Genomic DNA, 12,248 nt, shown 5'->3' on the forward strand with positions numbered 1-12,248 from the left:
GTTCCGTTTTTTAGTAACGCGTGGCAATCCGCATATTGTTATACATTTTCATATCCGGAAATTTATTCCCCAAGACAATGAGTTAATTTCATGTATTCATGCTAATTATGAATTGACTGCTACACTTACTTCGACAGACATACGCAGGAGAGGCGAATGAAAATATTATTGTGGGTTATTTTGATTATATTTCTGATAGGGCTGCTGGTGGTAACCGGCGTATTCAAGATGATTTTCTGATTCCGTTGCCCGGCTCCGCGCCGGGCAAACTCTTCACACTTCGCTCAGGACTTCGACTGGATCACCCGGGCAATATCCGCAGACGTCTGTAGGGTACGGATCTCCTGAAATAATCCCAGCGCGTCGTCGTACTCCTTACGCAAATAACTCAGCCACTGTTTAATGCGCGCGACGTGATACAAGCCGGTATCGCCCTGTTTTTCCAGCCGCGTGTATTTTTGCAGTAGTTTCACCACATCCGCCCACGGCATCCGCGGTTCATTATATTTCACCACCCGGCTGAGGTTCGGCACGTTCAGCGCACCGCGGCCAATCATCACGGCATTACAGCCGGTCTCTTTGAGGCAGGCCTGCGCGCTCTCGTAATCCCAGATTTCGCCGTTGGCAATCACCGGAATCGTAAGCCGTTTGCGGATCTCGCCAATCGCCTGCCAGTTAATGCGCTCGGCTTTATAACCATCCTCTTTGGTTCGCCCGTGCACCACCAGCTCGGTGGCGCCCGCCTGCTGCACCGCGTCAGCAATTTCAAACTGCTTATCGCCGCTGTCCCATCCCAGACGGACTTTGACCGTCACCGGCAGATGCGATGGCACTGCCTCACGCATGGCCTTTGCGCCGCGATAAATCAGCTCCGGATCTTTAAGTAGCGTCGCCCCCCCGCCGCTGCCGTTGACCAGCTTTGACGGACAGCCGCAGTTAAGATCGACGCCGTACGAACCAAGCGCTACCGCGCGGGCGGCGTTTTCAGCCAGCCACTCAGGATACTGGCCGAGCAGCTGGACGCGCACCAGCGTACCGGACGGCGTGCGGCTCTGACGATGCAGTTCCGGACAGAGACGATAAAATGATTTTTCTGGCAGCAACATATCGACCACGCGCAGAAACTCCGTCACGCAGAGATCGTAATCGTTCACCTCGGTAAGCAGCTCGCGCACGAGAGAGTCGAGCACGCCTTCCATCGGGGCCAGTAAAACACGCATTCTGAGTACCTGTGAAAAAAGACGCGCTATAGTAGCTGCTCTCTATGTATGTTGAAAGCCCGGCGTTCCATTCCGGAATGTCTGATATGCCCAAAATTCATGATGTGATCCGTGGCACATTTTCAGGTTTAATTGTATGATGAATACGTCTCAGCAAGGACTTTCACCATGAGCAAATCACTGAATACTATCTGGCAATACCTTCGCGCCTTCGTCCTCATTTATGCCTGCCTGTACGCCGGCATTTTTATCGCTTCGCTGCTGCCGATTACGATACCCGGCAGCATTATCGGCATGCTGATCCTGTTTGTACTGCTGGCATTACAGGTGCTGCCCGCAAAATGGGTCAACCCAGGGTGCTTCGTTCTCATTCGCTACATGGCCCTGCTTTTTGTGCCTATCGGCGTTGGGGTTATGCAGTATTACGATGTGCTTAAAGCGCAGTTCGGCCCGATTGTGGTCTCCTGCGCCATCAGTACGCTGGTGGTTTTCCTGGTCGTCAGCTGGAGTTCACACATTGTGCATGGCGAACGTAAGGTCGTCGGGGAGAAAACAAAAAAATGATGGCGAATATCTGGTGGTCCCTGCCGTTAACCCTGGTGGTGTTCTTTGCTGCGCGTAAGCTTGCGGTGCGTTTCAAAATGCCGTTGCTCAACCCGCTGCTGGTCGCCATGGTGGTGATTATTCCTTTTCTGCTGCTCACCGGCATTTCTTATGAGCGTTACTTCGCCGGGAGCAAGATCCTTAACGATTTGTTGCAGCCTGCCGTGGTGGCGCTGGCGTTTCCTTTATATGAGCAACTGCATCAGATCCGCGCGCGCTGGAAATCCATCATAACCATCTGCTTCGTGGGGAGCCTTGTTGCGATGATCACCGGCACCTCGGTGGCCTTAATGATGGGCGCATCGCCGCAGATCGCCGCCTCTATCCTGCCTAAATCCGTCACCACGCCGATTGCCATGGCCGTGGGCGGCAGCATCGGGGGCATTCCGGCCATCAGCGCCGTGTGCGTGATTTTCGTCGGTATCCTGGGCGCGGTGTTTGGTCATACGCTGCTGAATATCATGAAAATTCGTACCAAAGCGGCACGCGGTCTGGCGATGGGTACCGCCTCGCACGCGCTGGGCACCGCACGCTGCGCGGAACTCGATTATCAGGAAGGGGCATTCAGCTCGCTGGCGCTGGTGATCTGCGGGATTATCACTTCCCTGGTCGCGCCGTTTATCTTCCCGATTATTCTGGCAGTAATGGGCTAAAATTTGCGATGCGTCGCGCAAATTTCATTTTCATTTCATAAGTTGCACACATAATGAGATTTGGATCACATATAAAGGCCGTACGGCTCCGTACACTACCGATCCATTAACCTTGATGAGGCAACGTCATGCATCCACGTTTTCAAGCTGCTTTCTCTCAGCTTGCAGAGAATTTGCAATCAGCCCTGGCTCCGGTTCTGGCGGATGCGCATTTCCCCGCCCTGCTGACGGCAGATCAGGTCACGACGCTTAAACAGGCAACGGGGCTGGACGAAGACGCGCTGGCTTTCGCCCTGCTGCCCCTGGCGGCTGCCTGCGCCCGCGCTGACCTTTCCCATTTTAACGTAGGCGCAATTGCGCGCGGTGTGAGCGGGACCTGGTACTTCGGCGGAAACATGGAGTTTCTCGGTGCGACCATGCAGCAAACCGTCCATGCGGAGCAGAGCGCCATCAGTCACGCCTGGCTACGCGGCGAAAAAGCCCTGCGCGCCATCACCGTCAACTATACCCCTTGCGGCCACTGCCGCCAGTTTATGAATGAGCTGAACAGCGGTCTTGAACTGCGTATCAACCTGCCGGGACGCGCACCGCATACGCTGCGTGATTACCTGCCGGATGCTTTCGGCCCGAAAGATCTTGAGATCAAAACCCTGCTGATGGACGAGCAGGACCACGGTTATGCGCTCTCAGGGGATGAGCTGAGCGAAGCGGCCATTGCCGCCGCCAATAAAAGCCACACGCCATACAGCAAATCTCCAAGCGGCGTCGCCCTTCAGTGCCGCGACGGCCGCATCTTCACCGGCAGTTACGCAGAGAACGCCGCGTTTAACCCGACGCTGCCTCCGCTTCAGGGCGCCCTGAACCTGCTTAGCCTGAACGGGTATGACTACCCGGATATTCAGCGCGCAATCCTGGCTGAAAAGGCCGATGCGCCGCTGATCCAGTGGGACGCGACCGCAGCCACGCTGAAAGCGCTGGGCTGTTCAACCATTGACCGCGTGCTGCTGGCATAATCTGTTCGGCGGGCAGAGTTGCCCGCCAGTCTGACGAAAAACCCCTCAGTTGAATCGCTGTTTCTTGCGCTAACCAGGCGGGTACAGTAGCCTGAGGGAAATTTCATCATCGGTACGAGCCATCTGCATGTTAAAGCGCGTGTTTTACAGCCTGTCTGTCCTGGTCGGCATACTGCTGTTGATCGTGCTGGGTCTCGACCGCTGGATGAGCTGGAAAACAGCCCCCTACATTTTTGATGACCTACAGGACCTCCCCTACCGTCAGGTTGGCGTGGTGCTTGGCACCGCCAAGTATTACCGCACCGGCGTCATAAATCAGTATTACCGGTATCGTATTCAGGGCGCGCTGAACGCCTATAACAGCGGCAAGGTGAACTATCTGCTGTTGAGCGGCGATAACGCGCTGCAAAGCTATAACGAGCCGGTGACGATGCGCAAAGATCTGATTGCCGCAGGCGTCGACCCGGCCGATATCGTGCTCGACTACGCCGGATTCCGCACGCTTGATTCCATCGTGCGTACCCGCAAGGTGTTCGACACCAATGATTTCATCATCATTACCCAGCGTTTCCACTGCGAGCGGGCGCTGTTTATCGCCCTGCATATGGGCATTCAGGCGCAGTGTTATGCGGTGCCATCGCCAAAAGATATGCTGAGCGTGCGCGTGCGTGAGTTTGGCGCCCGTTTCGGCGCGCTGGCTGACCTGTACCTGTTCAAACGTGAACCGCGCTTTTTAGGCCCGCTGGTGCCGATCCCAACGATGCACGAAGTGCCGGAGGATGCGCAGGGTTATCCGGCGGTAACGCCGGAGCAGCTGCTGGAAATGCAGAAGAAGTAATAACTGATGTCGGGTGGCGGCTTCGCCTTAACCGACTTACGATCGCGATTTTGTAGGCCCGGTAAGCGTCGCGCCACCGGGCAAAAAAAGGCCCGCTACGTGAGCGGGCCTTTTCATTCTGAAGAACTTACTTCTTACGCGCGTACTTCAGTGAATCCAGGGCAACCGCGAAGATGATGATCGCACCCTTGATAATGTACTGCCAGTACGGGTTCACACCGATGTAGGTCAGGCCGTAGTTGATAACGGTGAAGATGATCACACCGGTCACCACGCCCAGCACGGTACCCACGCCGCCGCTGAAGGAGACGCCGCCAACCACGCAGGCCGCAATCGCATCCAGTTCGTACATAAAGCCGAGGTTGTTGGTTGCAGAGCCGATACGGCCTGCTTCCAGCATCCCGCCGAAGGCGTAGAAGACCCCGGACAGGGCATAAATCATCAGCAGGTTCAGAGCCACGTTGACCCCGGAGACCTTCGCCGCTTCCGGGTTACCGCCGATAGCAAAGATGTTTTTACCGAAGCGGGTTTTGTTCCACAGGATCCAGACAAATGCCACCGCAATCAGCGCATAGAAGGTGATATAGGAGAGACGGAAGCTGCCGAGCGCAACAAACCCCTGCGTGAAGGTCGAGAAGCCGCTGTCGAAGCCAGAGATTGGAGACGCGCCGACGAAATCGTAGTACAGGGAGTTGATACCATAAACGATGATCATCGTGCCAAGCGTAGTGATGAATGGCGTCACGTTCAGGTAAGCAATGATGATGCCGTTAATCAGGCCAATTACCGCGCCGATGGCACACACGATCAGGATCACCACAAAAATCGGCATGGTCGCCATCTCCGGGAATACCTTGTTGGCGTTTTCCATCGACTGCAACAGGGTCGCCGCAATGACCGCCGCCAGACCCACCTGGCGCCCTGCCGAAAGGTCAGTCCCCTGGGTAACGATAAGTCCCGCCACGCCAAGCGCGATAATAATACGTACGGAAGACTGGGTCAGAATGTTACTCAAGTTCAGCAGACTTAAGAACGTAGGGTCCTGGAAAATAATAATCGCCAGCAAGACTAAAAGAACAACGTAAATACCGCCTTCTTTCAGATAAGTGAGAAAACTTTTTTTATTTAACGCACTCATGAGGAGCCCCTGATCTTAAAGGTGCAAAGACGCAAGACGCAAAATTTCGTTTTGCGTTGTCGTTTTGGTTTCAACAATACCGGCAACGAGACCATTGCTCATAACCAGAATACGGTCTGTGATCCCTAACAATTCCGGCATTTCGGAAGAAATAATAATGATCCCTTTATCTTTTTTCGCCAGCTCTGCGATAAGCTGGTAAATCTCGAATTTTGCACCCACGTCGATACCGCGCGTAGGTTCATCCAGCATCAGAATTTCAGGCTGGGTTAATAGCCAGCGACCAATAATGACTTTCTGCTGGTTTCCTCCCGAAAGTGAGCCAATTTGCGTGCGGTGGCCCGGCGTTTTCACGCGCATGGAGTCAATCACCCACTGGGTATCGCTCTTCATGCGGGAATTATCCAGCAGCCCGACCTTGTTTTTGTAATTGCGAATATTAGAAATTAACGAGTTAAAGTTAATATCCAGATAAGCGTAAATACCGGTGGAACGACGCTCTTCCGTCACCAGCGCAAAGCCATTATTAATGGCTTCGTTGGCGTTGTGGTTGTTGATCTTCTTACCGTGCAGCGTAATGGTGCCTTCGGCTTTCTCACGGATACCAAACAGGGTTTCCACGATATCGGTGCGCTTAGCGCCCACCAGCCCTGCGATGCCAAGGATCTCCCCCTTGTGCAGATCGAAAGAGACATCGCGGATAGACGGCTGACGCAGCGAGGTCAGGTTACGCACCTCCAGAATCACTTCGCCTGGCTTGTTTTCTTTATCCGGGAAGCGCTGGTTCAGAGAACGGCCAACCATCATGGCGATGATCTTGTCCATGTCCAGCCCTTCCAGCGGCTGGGTGGCAATCCACTGACCGTCGCGCAGGATGGTGATTTCATCGCACAGCTGGAAGATCTCTTCCATTTTATGTGAGATATAGACAATGCCACAGCCGCGATCTTTCAGCTTACGAATAATGGTAAAAAGGTGGTTAACCTCTTTTTCCGTTAATGACGATGTCGGTTCATCCATGATCACAATTTTCGCATCATAGGAGAACGCTTTGGCAATTTCGATCATCTGCATCTGGGAAACGGATAATGTCCCGACGCGGGCGCGCGGGTCGATATCAATATCCAGCTCATCAAAAATGGCTTTGGTGTCGCGATACATTTTATCCTGATCGACAAAGACACCTTTGGTTGGATAACGACCCAACCACATATTATCCATAACTGAACGTTGCAGGACCAGGTTTAATTCCTGGTGTACCATCGAGATACCGTTCTCCAGCGCTTCTTTCGCTGAATGGAAGTCGATCTCTTTTCCCTGAAAAAGAATGCTGCCAGAATCTTTTTGATAGATCCCAAAAAGGCATTTTAATAATGTTGATTTACCCGCACCGTTTTCACCCATTAATGCATGAATAGAGTGAGGACGAACTTTTAAATTAACATTATCGAGCGCCTTAACACCGGGGAATAACTTATTGACACCGGTCATTTCCAACAAGTATTCACCGGACGACTGAGTAGTTGTGCTGACCATAATTATACCTTGTTGGCCTCGCATATCGCGTTATAAAAGGGCGCAACGAATTGCGCCCAGTGAAGACAATGCAGATAACTTATTTACCGATAAACTCAGCCAGGTTGGACTGGTCTACGCCCACGTAAGGAACGCGAACGATTTTGTTGTCAACTTTCCAGTTAGTCCCGTCAGCGGCACCTTTACCATCGGCCAGGTTTTTCGCCAGATCGAAGGTGGCTTTCGCCTGGTTGTTGGCATCGTTCAGTACGGTACCGGCCATAGCGCCAGATTTCACCAGCGCCAGCGCTTCTGGCAGGGCATCCACACCGAATACAGGAATCGCGGATTTGTTGTGTGCTTTCAGCGCTTCTACCGCACCCATTGCCATCGCATCGTTGTTGGCAATGACCACTTCAATTTTGTTGGCGTTAGGGCCGGACAGCCACGCGTCCATCTTATCTTTCGCCTGAGCGGTATCCCACATTGCGGTGTCTAACGCCAGCTGCTGGGTTTTAAGGCCCTTGTCGTTCAGCTCTTTAATAACGTAGGTGGTACGTGCTTCAGCATCTGGATGGCCCGGTTCGCCTTTCAGCAGAACGAACTGAATCTGACCATCTTTGTTCAGATCCCAGTTTGGGTTCGCCGCCCAGTGTTTCGCAATCAGATCGCCCTGGATAATCCCGGACTCTTTGGAGTCGGTACCCACGTAATACGCTTTGTCGTAGCTGTCCAGCGCTTTACGGGAAGGTTCTTTGTTGAAGAAGACAATTGGCACGTTCTGGCCGCGCGCTTTCTCGATCACCGTGCCTGCCGCAGCCGGGTCAACCAGGTTAATAGCCAGCGCTTTCACGCCTTTTGCCAGAAGAACGTCAATCTGATCGTTCTGTTTGGACTGGTCATTCTGGGAGTCATTCATCAGCAGTTGCACGTCTGGCGCTGATTTAGCATCTTTTTCAATTGCTTTACGCACAACGGACATGAAGTTATCGTCGTATTTATAGATAGTCACGCCAATACGGGTATCCGCTGCGTGTGCTGCTGCGCCAAAAAGCATGCTTGCCATGACAGCAGACAGAGTCAACACCTTCTTATTCATGGTATCTCCGGTTTTTTTTATGCAGGGTAGTTCTTGTGAAAAACGGTCGGCGGGCAGATGTTAATAAAACGTTACTGATCGCCGAAGTTCACTTATAAAATGTCCAGCTTCCGTGTTCGGTAACGCTCCAGAAATGCGTTTTATTCGTTGTTTGAGGCATTGTGATAACGGTAAAAGTGAATAATCACCGTTACATTGTGTTTCAGCCCCTAAAACGCTGACATCATAGACAGCGGCTTGTTAAGATACTGTGAATTTACTCACAGATTGAAAACGGTTACATCACGTGATGTTATCAGTTAGTGATCGGAGCCACAGTTTGCCGGATAGCGACCGAATGGCGGCGTACTAAAGTCGGCATAAAACAATGCGTTGCGTCAGGATCTAACAGCCCAGCCGCCCCCTGTAACGCCAGCTCTGTCGCCAGTTTCGCCATCGACGCAATGGGATAACGTACCGTTGTCAGCTGCGGATCGGTGTAACGGGCAATGGGGATATCATCAAAACCGATCAGCGATAAATGCTGCGGTACCGCAATGCCATTATCTTTCAGCGCGGTAAGCGCACCTGCCGCCATGCTGTCGTTATAGGCAAACACGGCCGTCAGCTGAAGATTACGCCCCAGCAGTTCAACCATTGCCGCTTCACCGCCCTGCATGTCCGGCGAACCGGTACCTACCCAGCTCTCCAGCGGCGCAATGCCCTGCTCTTTCAGGGCGTTTTGCCAGCCCTCGCGGCGCATCATGTCGTCTTCAATACCGTGGCTGGAAGCCAGATAACCTATGCGCTGATGGCCGTTGCTGATGAGCATCCGCGTCGCCATCATCGCGCCGCTGATGTTATCCAGACCGACGCAGCGATGCGCGTAGCCGGGGACGATACGGTTGATCAGCACCATGCCGGGGATCTGCTCCATAAACCCGGCCAGCTCTTCATCGCTCAGGGCTTTTGAGTGCACAATCAGGGCGTTACAGCGCTGGCGGATCAGTACCTCAATGGCATAACGCTCTTTTTCAGCCTCGTGATAGCTGTTGCCAATCAGCACATATTTCTGGTGCTGCTGGGCAACCACATCCACCGCTTTGACCAGCGCGCCGAAGAAGGCGTCCGACACGTCCATCACCACTACGCCAATGGTATCGCTGACCTGCGTCGCCAGCGCCTGGGCATTGGCGTTTGGCCGGTACCCCAGCTGGGTCACGGCTTTCATTACGGTTTCACGCGTTTCAGGGCTGACCAGCGCACTGTTGTTCAGCACACGGGAGACAGTAGCAACAGAAACACCCGCCTGGCGGGCGACGTCACGAATGGTGATCATATTCACCACCCTTTAAAGGATTGCAGCAACTCACAGACACCCCCTGTGTTTAGCAAGGTGGCTATTCTGGCAGCGAGAGAGAGGAGACTACGTGAAGAAGCTCACACAGATGAAAACGCTTACATTCGTTTTGTTAATGATTGTGATCCAGATCGTTATCTGGATGTATTACGCAATGACACGCCCGAAGCACGAGCGGTTAACTGTCGCCATGCCCATTCCAGCGGGCCCTGACGGAAAAAACGCAGCCAGACAACTGAAAACACCACGTTAACAATCCAGACCGGAATAACAAACGCCAGCAGCGTCAGGCGATCGAATTTCATAAACAGGCCGAATCGGTAGAAAAGCGTGGTGCATATCAGCGTTTGCAGGATGTAATTGCTTAACGCCATCCGCCCGACGCAGGCCACCGCACTGACGATCCACAGGCGAGAAAGCTGGGGCCAGAAGCCATAGATCAGCGCCGCATAGCCAATGGTCTGGAACGGCGCGCTCAGTTCGCGCGGCACCTGCAACAGGAACGCACACCAACGGTAATCCCATTGTAGATGCCACTGCATCATCACCGCCGGGAGGTTGATGATCACGCCGAGCAGCACCAGCCCTGCACCCGTACGACGATAGTGTCGCAGGCTAAATTCCCCTTTCAGCCAGCCGGTGCGCATCAGGGCTGCACCCATCAGCATCATCCCCGCCAGCTGCCAGCCGTATTGCGCGCCCAGCGCCAGCAGGTTATCGCCGAGCATATCGGCCCGGTTGCCGATCGCTTCCATGCCGCCTTTCAGCTTCCAGAACTGCTCATATTGCAGGTTGGCCGCATCCGGGATCCATGAACGACTGGTGGAATCATCGGCAATCATGCCAAGCAGCAATAACACGGCCAGTCCCATGACATAGAGCATCACGCCGGTGTTAAACAGGCTTTTCACACCGGGTGCGTCGCGGATCAGCCGCCAGCAAATCAGGCCCACCAGACCATACGCGAGCAGAATATCGCCGTCCCAGAAAAGCAGCCCGTGAATAAAACCGAGGATAACCAGCAGCGTTAAACGCGACTGGATCCAGCGCGTACCGCGTTTGAGCAGAAGCTGAAGTCCCGCGCCAAACAGAAGCGCAAAGAGGGTCAGGAATTTCACCTGTGCAAAGAGATCGAGGATTGCCCACGTCCAGGCGTCGCTACGCGTGATGTCGCCATACCACGCAGGATTCAGATAGGCGGCCTTCGGCAGACCGAAGGCGCTGATATTCAGCAGCAGGATACCGAGAATGGCGACGCCGCGAACAAAATCGAGCGTGACGTTTCGCTCCATGGTCCCTGCCCTGTCTGATTAGTTGTGGTGACGCACGGCGCGCAGGAACTCCTGGCGGGTGTTCTGGCTCGATTTGAACAGGCCGCCCAGCGAAGTGGTGGTGGTTGCGCTGGTAGCATCACGCACGCCGCGCGCTTTCACGCAGTAGTGCACCGCGTCGATAGACACCGCCACATTGTTAGTCCCCAACAGGGTTTGCAGTGCGGTCAGGATCTGCTGCGTCAGACGTTCCTGCACCTGCGGACGCTGGGCAAAGAACTGCACGATGCGGTTGATCTTGGACAGGCCAATGACCGTATCTTTTGGAATATAGGCCACCGTTGCTTTACCATCGATGGTCACAAAGTGATGCTCGCAGGTGCTGGTCAGCGTGATATCGCGTACCGTCACCATCTCATCGACCTTCATCTTATTTTCAATGACGGTGATTTTCGGGAAGTTCGCGTAATCCAGGCCGGAGAAAATTTCGTCGACGTACATCTTCGCGATGCGGTGCGGCGTCTCCATCAGGCTGTCGTCGCTCAGATCGAGATTCAGCAGTTGCATGATCTCCGTCATATGGCCGGCGATCAGACGCTTGCGGGTAACATTGTCCAGCTCCTGCACGGGCGGGCGCAGTGGCGTTTCAAGACCGCGCGCAACCAGCGCTTCATGGACAAGGGCTGCTTCTTTACTGAGTGATGACATTCTTTTCTCCTGCAGGTGTGGCGTCTTTTGCCCTCGTTGTGGCAAAAGTGTGCGCTCATTGTGCGTGAGGCGACGCACATAATCCAGTATTCACGACGATAATTATTGCAATTGCTGTTGCCTTTCAGCCTGACGGTTCCAGACTAACGCTCCGCCAACGAACAGCGCGATCCCCGCCAGCCCCAGCGCAGGTTCCAGACGGTGCGTGAGCCAGGTCGACAGAGCCGACGTGACCGGACCCACCAGCTGACCAATGGCATACCCGGTGGTGAGCAGTCCCGCCATGTAACGCGTGTGGTCTGGCGCCAGCTCGCGACCGTACAGAAGAGAGAGCTGCACGGCGCAGAGGAACCCGCCGCCCACCAGCAGCCCACCCGTCAGCAAGCCGCCTATGCCCGGCAGCAACCAGGCCGCCAGCACGCCAATCCCCTGTAACCAAAGAACAATCGCCAGCCTGCGGTTAGCGCTTGATATATGCCGCAGGGCAATGCTCAGCGCAATCCCCACCACCGAGGCGGCGCCAAATATTGGCCAGACAAACTGGGCAAACAGGCTGCCGGGAAAACGCACCGCCGCCATTTGCGATAAAAAGGTCGCCGGGAGGATATAGCCGAACCCTGCCAGGCTGTAGCTCCAGACCAGACGCCTGAGATCCGCAGTCAGCAGCAACGGCTCAGGCGCGGTACCAGGGCGATGAAGCTGACCTGCGCGCGGCAGGTAGCGCGCCACCAGTACGATCAGCACCAGCGCCAGTACGCCGTAGATTTGCCATGCCGCCCCGGCGGACAAGGATTTCGCCTGAATATAGACCGCCAGCAGGCCGCTCAGGGCGATGCCGGCCCCGGGTCCGG

Annotated in this window: 12 protein-coding genes; 4 read left to right on the plus strand and 8 right to left on the minus strand. The window is 54.4% G+C overall.

Annotated elements, in window-relative coordinates:
- Positions 1-284 precede the first annotated feature (284 nt).
- The gene (gene dusC, locus DD606_RS14110) at positions 285-1,220 is read right to left on the minus strand and encodes a tRNA dihydrouridine(16) synthase DusC (RefSeq protein ID WP_003859306.1); all 936 of its coding nucleotides are present in this window, start codon (positions 1,218-1,220) and stop codon (positions 285-287) included.
- A 168-nt stretch (positions 1,221-1,388) separates the two neighbouring features.
- Here dusC and DD606_RS14115 point away from each other — a divergent pair, with 168 nt between their 5' ends.
- The 4 genes from DD606_RS14115 to sanA all read left to right on the plus strand — a co-directional run bounded on the left by DD606_RS14115 (position 1,389) and on the right by sanA (position 4,327).
- Positions 1,389-1,784, plus strand: a complete 396-nt coding sequence (locus DD606_RS14115; RefSeq protein ID WP_003859308.1) for a CidA/LrgA family protein — start codon at positions 1,389-1,391, stop codon at positions 1,782-1,784.
- Positions 1,781-2,476, plus strand: a complete 696-nt coding sequence (locus DD606_RS14120) for a CidB/LrgB family autolysis modulator (protein WP_003859310.1) — start codon at positions 1,781-1,783, stop codon at positions 2,474-2,476. The genes DD606_RS14115 and DD606_RS14120 overlap by 4 nt, the downstream gene beginning before the upstream one ends.
- Positions 2,477-2,604: 128 nt before the next feature.
- Positions 2,605-3,489, plus strand: a complete 885-nt coding sequence (cdd, locus tag DD606_RS14125; protein ID WP_003859312.1) for a cytidine deaminase — start codon at positions 2,605-2,607, stop codon at positions 3,487-3,489.
- Between the two features lie 127 nt (positions 3,490-3,616).
- Entirely contained in the window at positions 3,617-4,327 is a 711-nt protein-coding gene (sanA, locus tag DD606_RS14130; RefSeq protein WP_039274159.1) for an outer membrane permeability protein SanA, read from the plus strand.
- 127 nt (positions 4,328-4,454) lie between these two features.
- Here sanA and mglC read toward each other — a convergent pair whose 3' ends face one another.
- The 7 genes from mglC to DD606_RS14165 form a co-directional block, all read right to left on the minus strand.
- On the minus strand, positions 4,455-5,465 hold the full coding sequence (gene mglC, locus DD606_RS14135) for a galactose/methyl galactoside ABC transporter permease MglC (protein ID WP_003859318.1): 1,011 nt from the start codon (positions 5,463-5,465) through the stop codon (positions 4,455-4,457).
- Positions 5,466-5,480: 15 nt separating this feature from the next.
- The gene (gene mglA / locus DD606_RS14140) at positions 5,481-7,001 is read right to left on the minus strand and encodes a galactose/methyl galactoside ABC transporter ATP-binding protein MglA (RefSeq protein ID WP_129258779.1); all 1,521 of its coding nucleotides are present in this window, start codon (positions 6,999-7,001) and stop codon (positions 5,481-5,483) included.
- Positions 7,002-7,080: 79 nt separating this feature from the next.
- On the minus strand, positions 7,081-8,079 hold the full coding sequence (mglB, locus tag DD606_RS14145) for a galactose/glucose ABC transporter substrate-binding protein MglB (protein WP_003859322.1): 999 nt from the start codon (positions 8,077-8,079) through the stop codon (positions 7,081-7,083).
- 295 nt (positions 8,080-8,374) lie between these two features.
- Positions 8,375-9,397, minus strand: a complete 1,023-nt coding sequence (galS, locus tag DD606_RS14150; RefSeq protein ID WP_003859324.1) for an HTH-type transcriptional regulator GalS — start codon at positions 9,395-9,397, stop codon at positions 8,375-8,377.
- A 155-nt stretch (positions 9,398-9,552) separates the two neighbouring features.
- Entirely contained in the window at positions 9,553-10,710 is a 1,158-nt protein-coding gene (gene yeiB, locus DD606_RS14155; RefSeq protein WP_032659578.1) for a DUF418 domain-containing protein YeiB, read from the minus strand.
- 18 nt (positions 10,711-10,728) lie between these two features.
- The gene (gene folE / locus DD606_RS14160; RefSeq protein ID WP_003859328.1) at positions 10,729-11,397 is read right to left on the minus strand and encodes a GTP cyclohydrolase I FolE; all 669 of its coding nucleotides are present in this window, start codon (positions 11,395-11,397) and stop codon (positions 10,729-10,731) included.
- A 102-nt stretch (positions 11,398-11,499) separates the two neighbouring features.
- A partial coding sequence (locus tag DD606_RS14165; RefSeq protein WP_129258781.1) for a YbfB/YjiJ family MFS transporter occupies positions 11,500-12,248 on the minus strand: 749 nt, incomplete at its 5' end.

Source organism: Enterobacter cloacae complex sp. GF14B (assembly GCF_004136805.1).
GTDB lineage: Bacteria > Pseudomonadota > Gammaproteobacteria > Enterobacterales > Enterobacteriaceae > Enterobacter > Enterobacter hormaechei_C.

What these genes read in the sequence shown, in the direction of transcription:
- dusC (WP_003859306.1), bottom strand. Translation starts at nt 1,220, where the DNA reads ATGCGTGTTTTACTGGCCCCGATGGAAGGCGTGCTCGACTCTCTCGTG.
- DD606_RS14115 (WP_003859308.1), top strand. Translation starts at nt 1,389, where the DNA reads ATGAGCAAATCACTGAATACTATCTGGCAATACCTTCGCGCCTTCGTC.
- DD606_RS14120 (WP_003859310.1), top strand. Translation starts at nt 1,781, where the DNA reads ATGATGGCGAATATCTGGTGGTCCCTGCCGTTAACCCTGGTGGTGTTC.
- cdd (WP_003859312.1), top strand. Translation starts at nt 2,605, where the DNA reads ATGCATCCACGTTTTCAAGCTGCTTTCTCTCAGCTTGCAGAGAATTTG.
- sanA (WP_039274159.1), top strand. Translation starts at nt 3,617, where the DNA reads ATGTTAAAGCGCGTGTTTTACAGCCTGTCTGTCCTGGTCGGCATACTG.
- mglC (WP_003859318.1), bottom strand. Translation starts at nt 5,465, where the DNA reads ATGAGTGCGTTAAATAAAAAAAGTTTTCTCACTTATCTGAAAGAAGGC.
- mglA (WP_129258779.1), bottom strand. Translation starts at nt 7,001, where the DNA reads ATGGTCAGCACAACTACTCAGTCGTCCGGTGAATACTTGTTGGAAATG.
- mglB (WP_003859322.1), bottom strand. Translation starts at nt 8,079, where the DNA reads ATGAATAAGAAGGTGTTGACTCTGTCTGCTGTCATGGCAAGCATGCTT.
- galS (WP_003859324.1), bottom strand. Translation starts at nt 9,397, where the DNA reads ATGATCACCATTCGTGACGTCGCCCGCCAGGCGGGTGTTTCTGTTGCT.
- yeiB (WP_032659578.1), bottom strand. Translation starts at nt 10,710, where the DNA reads ATGGAGCGAAACGTCACGCTCGATTTTGTTCGCGGCGTCGCCATTCTC.
- folE (WP_003859328.1), bottom strand. Translation starts at nt 11,397, where the DNA reads ATGTCATCACTCAGTAAAGAAGCAGCCCTTGTCCATGAAGCGCTGGTT.